The 15,795-nt window shown below is 39.2% G+C and carries 15 protein-coding genes and 5 tRNA genes; all 20 read left to right on the top strand.

Annotation, left to right across the window (positions count from 1 at the left end):
• Positions 1-11 precede the first annotated feature (11 nt).
• Complete coding sequence (locus ACXAG7_RS09440) at positions 12-1,601, top strand: alanine/glycine:cation symporter family protein (protein WP_476666668.1); 1,590 nt, start codon at positions 12-14, stop codon at positions 1,599-1,601.
• Positions 1,602-1,612: 11 nt separating this feature from the next.
• Positions 1,613-2,500 carry a ComEA family DNA-binding protein gene (locus ACXAG7_RS09435; RefSeq protein WP_476666667.1) on the top strand — a complete coding sequence of 296 codons (888 nt, stop codon included), beginning with the start codon at positions 1,613-1,615 and terminating at the stop codon, positions 2,498-2,500.
• 22 nt (positions 2,501-2,522) lie between these two features.
• Positions 2,523-3,689: an acyl-CoA dehydrogenase family protein gene (locus ACXAG7_RS09430; RefSeq protein ID WP_408045043.1), complete on the top strand. Its 1,167-nt coding sequence runs from the start codon at positions 2,523-2,525 to the stop codon at positions 3,687-3,689.
• Between the two features lie 188 nt (positions 3,690-3,877).
• Positions 3,878-5,260: an alpha-amylase gene (locus tag ACXAG7_RS09425; protein WP_408045042.1), complete on the top strand. Its 1,383-nt coding sequence runs from the start codon at positions 3,878-3,880 to the stop codon at positions 5,258-5,260.
• Positions 5,261-5,399: 139 nt separating this feature from the next.
• The gene (gene rpsU / locus ACXAG7_RS09420; RefSeq protein ID WP_408045041.1) at positions 5,400-5,597 is read left to right on the top strand and encodes a 30S ribosomal protein S21; all 198 of its coding nucleotides are present in this window, start codon (positions 5,400-5,402) and stop codon (positions 5,595-5,597) included.
• A gap of 87 nt (positions 5,598-5,684) precedes the next feature.
• Positions 5,685-6,575 carry a tyrosine-type recombinase/integrase gene (locus ACXAG7_RS09415; RefSeq protein WP_408045040.1) on the top strand — a complete coding sequence of 297 codons (891 nt, stop codon included), beginning with the start codon at positions 5,685-5,687 and terminating at the stop codon, positions 6,573-6,575.
• A gap of 11 nt (positions 6,576-6,586) precedes the next feature.
• Complete coding sequence (hpf, locus tag ACXAG7_RS09410; RefSeq protein WP_408045039.1) at positions 6,587-6,892, top strand: ribosome hibernation-promoting factor, HPF/YfiA family; 306 nt, start codon at positions 6,587-6,589, stop codon at positions 6,890-6,892.
• Positions 6,893-6,984: 92 nt separating this feature from the next.
• Positions 6,985-7,058: transfer RNA gene (locus ACXAG7_RS09405), tRNA-Thr, on the top strand.
• A 34-nt stretch (positions 7,059-7,092) separates the two neighbouring features.
• Positions 7,093-7,175: transfer RNA gene (locus ACXAG7_RS09400), tRNA-Tyr, on the top strand.
• A gap of 21 nt (positions 7,176-7,196) precedes the next feature.
• Positions 7,197-7,269, top strand: a tRNA-Gly gene (locus ACXAG7_RS09395).
• A 15-nt stretch (positions 7,270-7,284) separates the two neighbouring features.
• Positions 7,285-7,357: transfer RNA gene (locus tag ACXAG7_RS09390), tRNA-Thr, on the top strand.
• A gap of 75 nt (positions 7,358-7,432) precedes the next feature.
• Positions 7,433-8,620 carry an elongation factor Tu gene (tuf, locus tag ACXAG7_RS09385; protein WP_408045038.1) on the top strand — a complete coding sequence of 396 codons (1,188 nt, stop codon included), beginning with the start codon at positions 7,433-7,435 and terminating at the stop codon, positions 8,618-8,620.
• Between the two features lie 63 nt (positions 8,621-8,683).
• Positions 8,684-8,756: transfer RNA gene (locus ACXAG7_RS09380), tRNA-Trp, on the top strand.
• A 53-nt stretch (positions 8,757-8,809) separates the two neighbouring features.
• On the top strand, positions 8,810-9,007 hold the full coding sequence (gene secE, locus ACXAG7_RS09375) for a preprotein translocase subunit SecE (RefSeq protein ID WP_408045037.1): 198 nt from the start codon (positions 8,810-8,812) through the stop codon (positions 9,005-9,007).
• Complete coding sequence (gene nusG / locus ACXAG7_RS09370; protein WP_408045036.1) at positions 9,007-9,555, top strand: transcription termination/antitermination protein NusG; 549 nt, start codon at positions 9,007-9,009, stop codon at positions 9,553-9,555. The genes secE and nusG overlap by 1 nt, the downstream gene beginning before the upstream one ends.
• 66 nt (positions 9,556-9,621) lie before the next feature.
• Positions 9,622-10,059 (top strand): 50S ribosomal protein L11, encoded by a 438-nt coding sequence (gene rplK, locus ACXAG7_RS09365; protein ID WP_408045035.1) that lies wholly within the window; start codon positions 9,622-9,624, stop codon positions 10,057-10,059.
• A 20-nt stretch (positions 10,060-10,079) separates the two neighbouring features.
• A complete protein-coding gene (rplA, locus tag ACXAG7_RS09360) occupies positions 10,080-10,772 on the top strand; it encodes a 50S ribosomal protein L1 (protein WP_408045034.1) in 693 nt (230 codons plus the stop codon).
• 21 nt (positions 10,773-10,793) lie between these two features.
• Positions 10,794-11,309 carry a 50S ribosomal protein L10 gene (rplJ, locus tag ACXAG7_RS09355; RefSeq protein ID WP_408045033.1) on the top strand — a complete coding sequence of 172 codons (516 nt, stop codon included), beginning with the start codon at positions 10,794-10,796 and terminating at the stop codon, positions 11,307-11,309.
• A 50-nt stretch (positions 11,310-11,359) separates the two neighbouring features.
• Entirely contained in the window at positions 11,360-11,734 is a 375-nt protein-coding gene (rplL, locus tag ACXAG7_RS09350) for a 50S ribosomal protein L7/L12 (RefSeq protein WP_408045032.1), read from the top strand.
• A gap of 234 nt (positions 11,735-11,968) precedes the next feature.
• Positions 11,969-15,778 carry a DNA-directed RNA polymerase subunit beta gene (gene rpoB, locus ACXAG7_RS09345; RefSeq protein WP_408045031.1) on the top strand — a complete coding sequence of 1,270 codons (3,810 nt, stop codon included), beginning with the start codon at positions 11,969-11,971 and terminating at the stop codon, positions 15,776-15,778.
• The last annotated feature ends 17 nt before the right edge of the window (positions 15,779-15,795 follow it).

The following is a 15,795-nucleotide window of genomic DNA, read 5'->3' as shown; positions in this document are numbered from 1 at the left end:
CACTTTATATTATGAAGACAAAACTTCTGTCCTTTCTCATGGTGTTTTTACCCATGATTACTTTTGCCCAAGAAAAGGGGTTAGACCAAATTATAGACGAAAAGTTTCAACCTATTTCTGACTTTTTTAGTGGTCTAGTATTTTTTCCAATTATTGGAGACACCCCGTTCGTATTGATATTGTTAGTGGCAAGTGCCGCTTTTTTTACGATTTATTTTGGGTTCCCAAATATCCGTTACTTTTTAACCGCAATCAATGTAGTTCGCGGTAAGTATGACGATTTGGATCACGCAACTGTTGAACCTGCTTATGGAGATGTAACTCCAGGAGGAGATTCCATAGAGACTATTAAAGACGAAAGTAATGAAGGAGAAGTATCGCACTTCCAAGCATTAGCAACCGCAGTTTCAGGAACAGTAGGAAACGGAAATATTGCAGGAGTTGCATTGGCAATTGCCCTCGGTGGACCAGGTGCTACGTTTTGGATGATTATTTGTGGTTTACTAGGGATGTCAACTAAGTTTGTTGAGTGTACTTTAGGAGTTCAGTACAGAGATGTAGGAGAAGACGGAACTGTTTACGGTGGACCGATGTACTACCTTTCAAAAGGACTTAAAGAAAAAGGATTTGAAACATTAGGGAAAATTGCAGCTGTGTTGTTTGCTATTTTCTGTATTGGTGGATCGTTTGGTGGAGGTAATGCTGCCCAATCAAACCAAGCGACCGTAGTTATTAAAGAATTATTAGGATTAGAAGGATCTAGTGCAGGAGCAATTATTGGTGTTGTATTGGCTTTAATAGTAGGAATCATCATCATCGGTGGAATCAAGCGTATTGCAACAGTAACAGAAAAAGTAGTGCCATTCATGGCCTTGTTATACTTATTGGCGTGTTTGTATATCTTAGGTGCTAACTTTAGCATGATTGACGATGCCATTGCTTTGATTGTTTCAGAAGCTTTCAATCCAAAAGCTATTGGAGTTGGTGGAGTTATCGGTGTTTTATTGGTAGGATTTAAAAGAGCAGCTTTCTCGAATGAAGCAGGTGCTGGTTCTGCCTCAATTGCACACTCTGCAGTAAAAACGAAATATTCTGCCTCTGAAGGGTTAGTAGCCTTATTGGAGCCATTTATCGATACCGTAGTTATTTGTAGTATGACTGCTTTAGTGATCATTATCTTCAATTTTGGAGGATTCTTCGAATACGGTGGTGATGGAACTGGTGGAGTTTTGATTGACGGTATCCGTGTGGAAGGAGCAGGAATTACATCAAAAGCCTTTGCACAATACATTCCTTTTTCAAATGTGTTCTTGACAATCGCAGTAGTTTTGTTTGCCGTTTCAACTATGATTTCATGGTCGTATTACGGATTACAGTCTTGGAAGTTCTTGTTTGGAAGAGGTAAGACTGCTGATTTGGTGTATAAGATTATGTTCTTGACTTTTGTGGTAATCGGTGCCGCAGCAAGTATGAATTCTATTTGGGCCTTCTCAGATGCGATGATTTTCGCAATGGTATTCCCGAATATGGTAGGACTCTACTTCTTGATGCCAGTGGTTAAAAAACAACTCAAACGCTATTTAGAAGCGATTCGAGGCTAAAGGTTAACAACATGAAAATATTCAAATCCCATTTCTGGTACTCTAAACGTCACAGAAATGGGATTTTTGCTTTGGTGCTTCTGGTTGTGGTACTACAGGTGTATTACTACAGTATCGGAAACCCTCAAGAGGTAACGGACAGTACGAATTCTTCAGAGCTGATCCGTATAAGACGGCAGTTAGATAGTTTGTCGCAATTGAAAACAAGCGTAAAAAGGACGTTGTACCCGTTTAATCCAAATTACCTAAACGAAGGCAGTGCGTATTTTTGGGGACTTTCACTGTCGCAATGGGAGCGTTTACAAACCTTTCGAAAACAAGGGGGCTACCTGCATTCATTTCAGCAATTTAAAACGGTAGCTAAATTGACGGATAGTTTGGCGCGACACCTCCAATCCTATTCGTATTTCACAAGCAGAAAACAGTATGAAGCTCAAACCCAACCAGCGAAGAAGAAGCCCAGAACTACCAGGGGGGTGATAAAACGCTACTCGCCCGCAGAGACCAGTATTAACAGAGCTTCAGCCAATGACTTCATCCGTGCATTAGGACTCGAAGCAGATTTGGCAAAGAGAATTGTAAATTATCGCCGTAAAATAATAGGATTTACTTACAAGTCGCAATTGGAGGAGGTGTGGGGCCTGAGTAAAATTAATTGTGAGCAAATATGGACGGTGTTCTCCTTAAAACATCCACCGTATATTGAAAAGAAGAATGTAAATGACTTGACTTTTAGAGAACTATTGCGGATTCCCTATGTAGATTATAAAACGGCAAAAATGATTCTGGACTATAAAGAAGAGGTTGCTGAGATTCAAAATATTGAGGATTTGCAAAATATTAGCAATTTCCCTATGAAAAAATACAATAGAATAGTCTTATATTTGTTAGCTGAATAAAACAACAACTAAAATAAAGTCAATGAATAGTATGTATTTTAGCGAAGAGCATGAGTCTTTTCGTCAAAGTTTTAGGGATTTCTTACAAAAAGAAGTAGTACCACATGTTGATAAATGGGAGAAAGACGGTACCGTGGAGAGATTCATTTGGAAGAAGTTTGGTGAGATGGGATATTTTGGGTTAAACCAACCTGAGGAGTACGGAGGACTAGGATTAGATCTTTTCTATACAGTAATATTTCTTGAAGAGCTACAGAAAGTTAATTCTGGAGGGTTTGCTGCAAACATGTGGGCGCATGCGTATTTAGCAATGACGCACTTAAATAAAGAAGGGGATGACAGAATCAAAAAAGCCTATTTGACACCGAGTATTGAAGGAGATAAAGTAGGGTGTTTGTGTATTTCGGAGCCTTTTGGAGGAAGCGACGTTGCCGGGATGAGAACAACTGCACTCAAAGAAGGAGATCACTACGTAATCAATGGTTCAAAAACATTTATCACCAATGGAGTGTATTCGGATTATTTGGTAGTTGCTGCAAAAACAGATCCTGATGCAAAGCACAAAGGAATGAGTATTTTTGTAGTAGATAGAGATACTCCAGGGATTTCATCGACAAAACTCGATAAGTTAGGTTGGCGTGCATCAGATACAGCAGAAATTGCTTTTGACAATGTTAAAGTGCCGAAAGAAAACTTGATGGGAGAAGAAGGACTTGGTTTTTCTTATATCATGCAACACTTTGCTCTTGAACGATTGGTGATGGGAATCAATGCACATGCACGTGCAGAATACGCCGTAGATTACGCATTACAATACATGAGCGAACGCCAAGCTTTTGGTAAAAACCTCAATGAGTTTCAAGCGTTACGTCATAAAATCGCTGAGATGGCAAGCCGTGTTGATATGTGCAAAGAATATAACTACTCTATTACCAAGCGTCTTAACGATGGGCAATACGTGGTAAAAGAAGCGAGTATGAGTAAGTTATTATCAACTAAAATGGCTGATGAGGTTATCTATGATGCACTGCAGTTATTAGGAGGTTATGGATATATGGAAGAATACCCAATGGCGAGGTTACTACGCGATAGTAGATTAGGGCCTATTGGAGGAGGAACTTCTGAGATCCTAAAGGAGATCATCGCAAAAATGGTGATTGACAAAAAAGAATACAAGCCGGCAACCTAAATCGGTAAATGATATAACAGATTAAAGCCTTTCGAATTTCGAAAGGCTTTTTTTGTAAACTGTGTTATTTTTCGATTCTAATCCTGCGAATTTAATAAGTTTTCAACACGAAATCGTTTTCGTTTCGATAACGATTTCGCAGTGTCAGGAACTCTTACTAATTTCCTTACGAATTAAAAATTATACACATGAAAACTCTTCTAAATACTTGTGGATTGCTTTTGGCAACCGCACCTTTTTTTATGAGTTGTTCTTCGGAAGATCCGGTAGAACAAATCGCTACTAAAGAACGACAGGTAAAAACCGTATCAGATCAACGCCCTGGATTGAAACCCATCGGATCAGGAGTTATGATGCAGGCCTTCTATTGGGATGTTCCCGCTGGAGGTACTTGGTGGAATACGGTACGTTCTAAGGTACAAGATTGGAGCAATGCTGGGATTGATGCCATTTGGCTACCTCCTGCGACAAAAGCTCAAAATGGAGCCCTGTCTATGGGGTATGATCCTTTTGATTATTTTGACTTCGGAAAATACGATCAGATGGGAAGCGTAGAAACGCGTTTTGGGTCAGAATCGGAATTAAAGAACTTGATCAGCGCTGCTCACGGTTCAAAACTTAGCGTTATCGCAGATATTGTTATCAATCACAACAGTGGAGGACAGAGTGAATTTAATCCGGTAAGCGGTAAAAATTACTGGACGAAGTTTCAGCCGAAATCCGGACGATTTATTCGAACGTTCGAAGACTTCCATCCCAATAGTAATTATCAAAGTGATACGGGAGTTTTTGGAGGATTCCCTGATTTGAGTCACAAACAGGTACGCGTGCAAAACGAATTGTGGAAAAATCCAGAATCGGTAGCTAAGTACTACAAAAATGTCATAGGCTTTGACGGTTGGCGTTTCGATTACGTAAAAGGATTCGAACCATGGGTGGTTAAAGATTGGAAAAATGAAGTCGGTGGATTTACAGTAGGAGAATACTGGGATGGAAATGCTGGTACCTTAGACTGGTGGTCAGGTCAAGCAGAGGCCAGTGCTTTTGATTTTGCTTGTTATTACCGTATGAGAGATGCTTTTGATGGTAATAACCTCAATAAATTGAAAGACGATATGCTTTGGAAGCGCAATGCATCACGTGCGGTAACCTTCGTAACCAATCACGACACCAATGAAATTTATCACGGAAAAATGTTGGCTTATGCCTACATACTGACGCATGAAGGGTATCCGACTATATTTTATAGAGACTACGAAGAATGGTTAAACAAAGAACGACTAAATAACCTTATTTGGATCCATAACAATCTGGCCGGAGGTAGTACAAACATACTCTATACAGACAATGATGAATACATCGCCAAACGAAACGGACATAACAATGCGGGGTTAATTGTGTATATCAACAATGCGAATCACTGGCAAGAGCGATGGGTTGAAACCAACTGGTCGAATACTAGAATTAAGGATTTTACAGGGCATTCTGGCTGGGAACCTGTAACTCAAGGAGGAAAATGGGTTAAGATTCAAGTACCGCCGAAGAGCTATTCTGTGTGGGCGCCAAAATAATTTAAAATTAAGTTGTTATTTATAAAACTCTCTGTATCTTTGCACACCGAAAAAATAGAATAAACCGCGATCCTATAAGCACAGCGATGAGGGAAGCGTCTAAAATATAGAATACTACAATGAAAGGAGGTGCAAACATATGTTAATCATTCCAGTTAAAGAAGGAGAGAATATCGACAGAGCGTTAAAGCGTTATAAGCGTAAATTCGATCGTACGAAGACAATGAGACAATTGCGTAGTAGAAAGCAATTCACCAAGCCTTCAGTAGCGAACAGAGCTCAGCGAATCAAAGCAGCTTACGTTCAGAGATTAAGAACACAAGAAGAAATAGGATAAGCTATTTCACACAATAAATGAACCCATATTGCCTAGCAATATGGGTTTTTTTGTTAGTTTAGTTTACGTTAACGATATACGATAACCATGATACAGGCATTTTTAGATTATTTGGAGATAGAAAAAAAGTACTCGCCGCATACTGTTCTTGCGTATAAAAACGATTTAGAGCGTTTTGAGCGGTTTTGTAAGGAAGTTTACGAAGTGGATGACTTACGCGTTGTAAGCTATGTGCAGGTGCGTGCATGGGTGATTGAATTGGTAGATTCAGGTATTTCCAACAGGTCGGTAAATAGAAAGACCAGCAGTCTGAGATCTTTTTACAATTTTCTCCAGAAAACAGGAGATGTTTCTGTACACCCTTTGGCCAAACACAAATCCCTAAAAATGCAGCGTCAGGTGCACACGCCCTTTACGGAAGCAGAAGTGACAGAGGCCTTGCGTCTTTTGGGAAAAGGAGACGACTTTGAAGCTGTTCGCAATCACTTGATCGTTTCATTGTTTTACGCCACGGGAATCAGGCGATCTGAACTGATAGGGATACAGCTGGAATCTATGGATCTTGTTAAGAAAACGATAAAAATAAAGGGCAAGCGAAATAAAGAGCGCTTGGTTTTGCTATTGCCTTTTGTAGAAGAGGTACTTGATAAGTATTTGACAAAGAGAAAAGAAGTTGTTTTAGAGCGAGGAGAGAGTCCTTACTTGTTTCTGACCAAGCGCGGTGTTAAAGTGTATGAAACGCTTGTTTATCGCATAATTAATTCGTATTTTAGTAGGGTGTCAAGTAAGGTAAAAAAAAGTCCGCATATGCTGCGACATGCTTTTGCGACCCATTTACTGAACCATGGCGCGTCATTAAATTCGGTTAAGGAATTGCTAGGGCATGAAAGTTTAGCCGCTACCCAAGTCTATACACACAACGACTTGGAAGAAATTAAAAAAGTGTTTAACATGGCTCACCCTAGGGGGTCGAAATAAATAGGAAGATTATGAAGGTATTTACACAATCTGTTAACTTCACCGCGGACAAGAAATTAATCAACTACATCGAGAAGAAAGTTGGATGTTTAGAAAAGTTTCACGACAAGATTGTAGATGTAGAAGTCTATTTAAAAGTTCAAAATACGAGTGAAAAGGAAAATAAGATTACGGAAGTTAAGATAAATATTCCAGGAAATGAATTGATGGTAAAAAAACAGTGTAAAACCTTTGAAGAGGGCGTGAGTATCAGCGTGGAATCTCTAAAAAGACAGTTGCGAAAATCCAAAGAAAAACTGAGGGCAACCGTTGTTTAAAAAAAAATATTCAAAAAAAGTTTTAAATATTCGAAATAACTTTTTACATTTGCAGTCCGTTAGAAATAGCGGACTGTTTTTATACAGGGAAAGCCGATGTAGCTCAGCTGGCTAGAGCAGCTGATTTGTAATCAGCAGGTCGTGGGTTCGAGTCCCTCCATCGGCTCAAAAAAAGTTCATTAAAATAGTAAAAAGTATTTGGGGAGATTCCAGAGCGGCCAAATGGGACGGACTGTAACTCCGTTGTCTTTCGACTTCGCAGGTTCGAATCCTGCTCTCCCCACTATATTTTTTAAATTTTAAAGCGGGAGTAGCTCAGTTGGTAGAGCGTCAGCCTTCCAAGCTGAATGTCGCCGGTTCGAACCCGGTCTCCCGCTCTAAATCATTTTAAAGCCGGTGTAGCTCAGCTGGTAGAGCGCATCCTTGGTAGGGATGAGGTCACGGGTTCAAGTCCCGTCATTGGCTCTTTTAGAGTTTTTTAAAAAATTAGGTTTTAAAGTAACACTAAATATATTTAACTAAGAATTAAAATTAATAATCATGGCAAAAGGAACTTATGATCGTTCGAAACCGCACTTAAACGTAGGTACTATCGGTCACGTAGATCACGGTAAAACTACTTTAACTGCTGCAATCACTAAAGTTTTAGCAGATGCAGGATACTCTGAGCAAAGAGCATTTGATCAAATTGATAACGCTCCAGAAGAGAAAGAAAGAGGTATTACAATTAACTCTTCTCACGTAGAGTATGCTACAGCTAATCGTCACTATGCTCACGTTGACTGTCCAGGTCACGCCGATTACGTAAAGAACATGGTAACTGGTGCTGCACAAATGGATGGTGCTATCTTAGTAGTTGCTGCTACTGATGGTCCAATGCCACAAACTCGTGAACACATCTTATTAGGTCGTCAGGTAGGTATTCCACGTATCGTTGTTTTCTTAAACAAAGTTGATATGGTTGACGATGAGGAGTTATTAGAGTTAGTAGAAATGGAAGTTAGAGATTTGTTGTCTTTCTACGAGTACGATGGAGATAATGGTCCTGTAATCGCTGGTTCAGCTTTAGGTGCCTTAAACGGTGAAGAGAAGTGGGTGAACACAGTATTAGAATTAATGGAGGCTGTTGATACTTGGATCGAGGAGCCACCAAGAGATACTGAGAAAGATTTCTTAATGCCTATCGAGGATGTATTCTCTATTACTGGTCGTGGTACTGTTGCAACTGGACGTATCGAAACTGGTATCATCAACACTGGAGATGCTGTAGATATCATCGGTATGGGTGAGGAGAAATTAACTTCTACTGTAACTGGTATTGAAATGTTCCGTCAAATCTTAGATAGAGGAGAAGCTGGTGATAACGCTGGTATCTTATTAAGAGGTATTGACAAGAATGATATCAAGAGAGGAATGGTAATCTGTAAGCCAGGTTCTGTAACTCCACACGCTAAGTTTAAAGCTGAGGTATATATCTTGAAAAAAGAAGAAGGTGGACGTCACACTCCATTCCACAACAACTACCGTCCACAGTTCTACGTACGTACAACTGACGTAACTGGAAACATCGCGCTTCCTGATGGAGTTGAAATGGTAATGCCTGGTGATAACTTAACTATTACTGTTGACTTAATCCAACCTATCGCATTAAACGTAGGTTTACAGTTCGCTATCCGTGAAGGAGGTAGAACAGTAGGAGCTGGTCAGGTAACTGAATTATTAGACTAATAATTTACCTATATAAAAAAAGAGTCTCTGTCGAGACGGAGACTCTTTTCAAATAAAACAAATACGGGTTTAGCTCAGTTGGTAGAGCACTGGTCTCCAAAACCAGGTGTCGGGAGTTCGAGTCTCTCAACCCGTGCAAAACTAAACGAGTTATGGTTTCTTACTGTAACTCGTTAAAAGGATTAAATCATGAATAACTTTGTACAATACATTAAGGATTCTTTTGAAGAATTAAATACAAATATGACCTGGGCAACTCGTGAAGAAGCACAAAAGTCTACGGTAATTGTTGCTGCATTTACAGTTATATTCGCTGTAGTAGTAGCTGGCATAGATAAAGTTTTTCAGATGGGATTAGATAACTTTTTTAACATGATCGCTCAGTAATGGCAGAAACGGTGATGAAGTGGTACGTTGTGAGAGCAATTGGTGGCCAAGAGAATAAAGTAAAGACGTATATCGAGACTGAAATTGCTCGTCATGGGTTAGCGGATTATGTAAACCAAGTTATTGTTCCTACGGAAAAGGTTATTCAAGTACGCAATGGGAAAAAGATAAACCGCGAACGCGTTTATTTTCCAGGATACGTTATGGTTGAAGCTAATTTAGCCGGAGAGGTTCCTCACGTAATTAAATCGGTAACTGGAGTTATCGGGTTTTTAGGTGAAACTAAAGGAGGTGATCCTGTTCCAATGCGTAAATCAGAAGTAAATCGTATGTTAGGTAAGGTAGACGAATTGTCTGTAAAAGATGAGAACGTTGCGATTCCTTACAACGTTGGAGAAACTGTCAAAGTTATTGACGGACCATTTAACGGATTCGACGGAACGGTTGAAAATGTAAATGAAGAAAAGCGTAAGCTAGAAGTTATGGTTAAGATCTTTGGTAGAAAAACACCATTGGAACTTAACTATATGCAAGTAGAGAAAATTTAATTGTTACACCTATATTAAAGATGGCTGTTAGCTTCCACTAAACGGCACATCATTAAATCTTAAACAATGGCAAAAGAAGTAAGTAAATTAGTAAAACTACAAGTTAGGGGAGGTGCTGCGAATCCGTCGCCACCAGTTGGACCCGCTTTAGGTGCTGCCGGTGTTAACATCATGGAGTTCTGTAAGCAGTTTAATGCTCGTACACAGGACAAACAAGGTAAAGTATTACCTGTTGTTATCACAGTTTATACAGACAAATCTTTCGAGTTTGTTGTAAAAACACCACCAGCTGCAGTACAATTATTAGAAGCGGCCAAGATTAAGAAAGGTTCTGGAGAACCTAATAGGAAAAAAGTAGCTAGCGTTACTTGGGATCAATGTATTGCAATTGCAGAAGATAAGATGGCAGATTTAAATGCTTTCGAAATCGCTTCAGCAGCAAGAATGATTGCAGGAACGGCTCGCTCAATGGGATTAACAGTAACAGGTGATGCTCCTGAATAAATTTTAAAGCGTTTTAGAAAATGGCAAAATTGACTAAAAAACAAAAAGAGGCTCGCGCTAAAATTGATAGCTCTAAAGTTTATGGTTTAGCAGAAGCATCAGCGTTAGTAAAAGATATTACTACCGTTAAGTTTGATGCATCAGTAGATGTAGCTGTGCGTTTAGGAGTAGATCCTCGTAAAGCAAATCAAATGGTACGTGGGGTTGTAACATTACCACACGGAACAGGTAAAGATGTAAAAGTATTGGCATTAGTAACTCCAGATAAGGAAGCAGAAGCTAAAGAAGCTGGAGCTGACTACGTAGGATTAGATGAATACCTACAAAAGATTAAAGGAGGGTGGACTGATGTTGATGTAATCATCACTATGCCTAGTGTTATGGGGAAATTAGGTCCTTTAGGTCGTATTTTAGGACCAAGAGGTTTAATGCCAAACCCTAAGACTGGTACAGTAACGATGGATGTTGCAAAGGCAGTACAAGAAGTTAAAGCTGGTAAAATTGACTTTAAAGTTGACAAAACTGGTATTGTACACGCTGCAATCGGAAAAGTATCTTTCGATGCTAAGAAGATTGAAGAAAATGCAAATGAGTTAATTCAAACACTTATCAAATTAAAGCCAACTGCAGCTAAGGGAACTTACATGAAGAGCATCTTTATGTCTTCTACTATGAGTCCTAGTATTGCAGTAGATGTAAAATCTGTATCGTAAGGCAGTTAAAACTTTTTTATCATGACTAGAGAAGAAAAATCACAAGTAATACAAGATTTAACAGCACAATTAGCAGATACTAACACGATCTATTTAGCAGATATTTCTGGTTTAGATGCAGTCACTACATCTAACTTACGTAGAGCTTGTTTTAAAGCTAACGTACAATTGGCTGTTGTAAAGAACACATTGCTTGCTAAGGCAATGGAAGCTTCTGATAAAGAATTTGGAGAGTTACAAGACGTATTGAAAGGTAACACTTCAATGTTAATCGCTGAGGCGTCTAACGCTCCAGCAAAGGTTATTAAAGAGTTCAGAAAAAAATCAGACAAGCCTTTATTAAAAGGTGCTTATGTTGAGGAAGCTGTTTATGTTGGAGATGACCAATTAGACGCTCTTGTTAACATCAAGTCTAGAGAAGAACTTATCGGTGATATCGTTGGATTATTACAATCGCCTGCGAAGAATGTTGTTTCAGCACTTCAATCAGGTGGAGGTAAGTTGGCTGGTATCTTAAAGACCTTATCAGAAAAATAAAATAGCGCACTAATAAACTAAAATAATAAAATTTTTAAAAAACAATTAAAATGGCAGATTTAAAAGATTTCGCAGAACAATTAGTTAACTTAACAGTAAAAGAAGTTAATGAATTAGCTGATATTTTAAAAGAAGAGTATGGTATTGAGCCAGCTGCAGCAGCAGTTGCAGTAGCAGGTCCAGCTGGAGGAGCAGGAGAAGCAGCTGAAGAGAAAACTGAATTTGACGTGATCTTAAAAGCAGCAGGAGGATCTAAATTAGCAGTTGTTAAATTAGTTAAAGAATTAACTGGTTTAGGATTAAAAGAAGCTAAAGGGATCGTTGATAGCGCACCAGCAGCAGTAAAAGAAGCAGTATCTAAAGATGAGGCTGAAGGTCTTAAGAAGTCTTTAGAAGAAGCTGGAGCTGAAGTAGAGCTTAAGTAATTTCTTCACCCGTGAATCCACGGGGAAAACAATAAAGGTTTAGGTACTAGAGACTTATGTTTCTAGACCTAAACCATTTTGTGTATATATTCGTTCTATATCGAATCACAGACCGTTCTCTGTGATTATACGACTATAAAAAACTGATTTAGAATCGGTTGTTGCAATAAAAATTGCATTCTTGAAACCTACAGTTTCAAACAAAATATTTTTAATTTAAAAATAGTATCTCTTTTGGCAACGATAAACACTACTGAAAGAATTAACTTCGCATCATCTCAATTAGGAGCTGACTATCCAGATTTTCTAGATATTCAGGTAAAATCTTTCCAGGATTTTTTCCAACTTCAAACGAAGGCTGAGGAGCGAGGTAATGAAGGTTTATACAAGACTTTCATGGACAACTTTCCGATTACTGATACCCGTAATCAATTTGTATTAGAATTTTTAGACTACTTTGTTGACCCACCAAGATACAGCATCCAAGAGTGTATTGAGCGTGGATTAACTTATAGTGTACCTTTAAAAGCGCGTTTAAAGTTATACTGTACCGATCCTGAACACGAAGACTTCGAAACGATCGTTCAAGATGTGTATTTAGGTACAATTCCTTATATGACCAATTCAGGTACCTTTATTATCAATGGTGCCGAGCGTGTAGTGGTATCTCAGTTACACCGTTCTCCTGGTGTATTCTTTGGACAATCGTTCCACGCAAATGGAACAAAATTATATTCAGCCAGAGTTATTCCTTTTAAAGGATCATGGATTGAATTTGCTACCGATATCAATCAGGTGATGTACGCCTATATCGATAGAAAGAAAAAATTACCAGTAACTACGTTATTCAGAGCCATAGGTTTTGAAAGAGATAAAGATATTTTAGAGATCTTTGATTTAGCAGAGGAAGTGAAGGTTTCTAAAGCTGGATTAAAGAAAATTTTAGGAGCTAAATTAGCTGCGAGAGTATTAAAAACTTGGCACGAAGATTTCGTTGATGAGGATACAGGAGAAGTAGTATCGATTGAGCGTAACGAAATCATTTTTGATCGTGATACCATTTTAGAGAAAGAACACATCGATGAAATTATCGAGTCTGGAGCTAAAACTATCCTTATTCACAAAGAGGATAATTTACAGGCCGATTATGCCATCATCCACAATACATTACAAAAAGATCCTACGAACTCTGAAAAAGAGGCCGTAGAACATATCTATAGACAATTACGTAATGCTGAACCGCCAGATGAGGAGACTGCTCGTGGAATTATCGAGAAGTTATTCTTCTCTGAACAACGTTATAGTTTAGGGGAAGTAGGACGTTTTAGAATGAATACCAAATTAGGTTTAGATGAAGATTTAGATCAAAAGGTATTGACTAAGAACGATATCATTACCATTATCAAGTACTTGATTGAGTTGATCAATTCTAAGGCTGAAGTAGATGATATCGATCACTTATCGAACCGTCGTGTGAGAACCGTTGGTGAGCAGTTAGCCGGACAATTCGGTGTTGGTTTAGCGCGTATGGCACGTACGATTCGCGAGCGTATGAACGTTCGTGATAACGAAGTCTTTACGCCAATCGATTTGATTAATGCAAAGACGTTATCGTCTGTAATCAACTCGTTCTTCGGAACTAACCAGTTGTCTCAATTTATGGATCAAACCAATCCATTAGCAGAGATTACTCACAAGCGTCGTTTATCGGCATTGGGGCCTGGAGGTTTATCGAGAGAGCGTGCAGGATTCGAGGTGCGTGACGTTCACTATACGCACTACGGTCGTTTATGTCCTATTGAAACACCGGAAGGACCGAACATTGGTCTTATTTCGTCTTTAGCGGTATTTGCTAAGGTAAATAATTTAGGATTTATCGAAACTCCTTATAAAAAGGTAGAGAATGGGGTTGTTGCTCCAGAAGAGCCTATCTATTTAAGTGCTGAGGAGGAAGAAGGAAAGAAAATTGCACAGTCGAATCTTCCTGTTAACGAAGATGGAACTTTCGGAACGGACAGAGTTATTGCTCGTGAAGAAGGTGACTTCCCAGTGGAAACGCCTGAGGCAATTAATTATATGGACGTTGCTCCTAACCAGATCGCTTCGATTTCAGCGTCGCTAATTCCTTTCTTGGAACACGATGATGCCAACCGTGCTTTGATGGGATCGAACATGATGCGTCAAGCAGTACCATTATTGCGTCCAGAATCTCCAATTGTCGGAACTGGATTAGAGCGTCGCGTTGCCAAAGATTCACGTATTTTGATCAATGCGGAAGGAGCTGGTGAAGTAGAGTACGTTGATGCGAACAAAATTATTATCAAATACGATCGTACCGAAGAAGAGCGTATGGTGAGTTTTGATTCTGATGAAAAGTCGTACGACCTTATTAAATTTAGAAAAACCAACCAAGGAACCAACATCAACTTGAAGCCTATCGTTAAGAGAGGAGATCGCGTTGAGGAAGGACAAGTACTTTGTGAAGGATACGCTACCCAACAAGGGGAATTAGCTTTAGGTAGAAACATGAAAGTTGCCTTCATGCCTTGGAAAGGATACAACTTTGAGGATGCAATCGTGATTTCTGAGCGTGTAGTACGTGAGGATATCTTTACATCTATCCACATCGATGAATATTCATTGGATGTACGTGATACGAAGTTAGGTGCGGAAGAATTGACAAATGATATTCCGAACGTTTCTGAAGAGGCTACCAAAGACCTCGATGAAAACGGAATGATCAGAATTGGAGCGGAGGTAAACCCTGGAGATATCTTAATTGGTAAGATTACTCCAAAAGGAGAATCTGACCCAACTCCAGAAGAGAAATTATTACGCGCAATCTTCGGTGATAAAGCTGGAGATGTTAAAGATGCATCATTAAAAGCATCACCTTCTTTACGAGGAGTTGTAATTAATAAAAAATTATTCAAACGCGCTGTTAAGGACAAGAACAAACGTGCACGTGATAAGGAAGCTATTGCAACCTTAGAAGCGTCTTACGTTTCTAAGTTCGAAGGGCTTAAAGAGCGTTTAGTAGATAAACTTTTCAATTTAGTTACTGGAAAAACTTCACAAGGAGTTTACAATGACTTAGGAGAAGAGGTATTGCCAAAAGGTAAGAAGTTCACGCAAAAGATGTTGAATTCTGTAGAAGACTTCACGCACTTGAGCGGTGTTTGGACAACAGACAAAGACTTAAACAGATTGGTTGTGGAATTAGTACACAACTACAAGATTAAAGTGAATGACTTACAAGGGGTATTGCGTAGAGAGAAGTTTACCATTTCTGTAGGGGATGAGCTTCCAGCGGGTATCTTGAAATTGGCTAAAATTTACGTAGCTAAGAAACGTAAATTGAAAGTTGGAGATAAAATGGCAGGACGTCACGGAAACAAGGGTATCGTTGCACGTATCGTTCGTCAAGAAGACATGCCATTCTTAGAAGATGGAACACCAGTAGATATCGTATTGAATCCATTAGGGGTACCATCGCGTATGAACATCGGACAGATTTATGAAACAGTACTTGGATGGGCTGGATTGAAATTAGGTCAGAAGTACGCAACTCCAATTTTCGACGGAGCTTCATTAGACGAAATCAATAAGTTGACAGACGAAGCTGGAATTCCTCGTTTTGGTCATACCTACTTATTTGATGGAGGTACTGGGAAGCGTTTTGATCAACCAGCAACCGTAGGGGTAATCTATATGATTAAACTAGGTCACATGATTGAAGACAAGATGCACGCCCGTTCTATTGGACCTTACTCGTTGATTACTCAACAGCCATTAGGAGGTAAAGCTCAGTTTGGAGGTCAGCGTTTTGGAGAGATGGAGGTATGGGCTCTTGAGGCCTATGGTGCATCGAGTATCCTACGTGAGATCTTAACGGTTAAATCTGATGATGTACTCGGTAGAGCCAAAACTTATGAGAGCATCGTTAAAGGTGAGGCTATGCCAGAACCTGGTTTACCAGAATCATTCAACGTATTAATGCACGAACTTAAAGGTTTAGGATTAGACGTTAAGTTAGAAGAATAAGCACAGTGAAATGTCTC

It is taken from the genome of Tenacibaculum sp. AWR4_210, assembly GCF_056160945.1.
The sequence above is the reverse complement of the archived record's forward strand: the minus strand, read 5'-3'. Positions and strand labels throughout refer to the sequence as shown.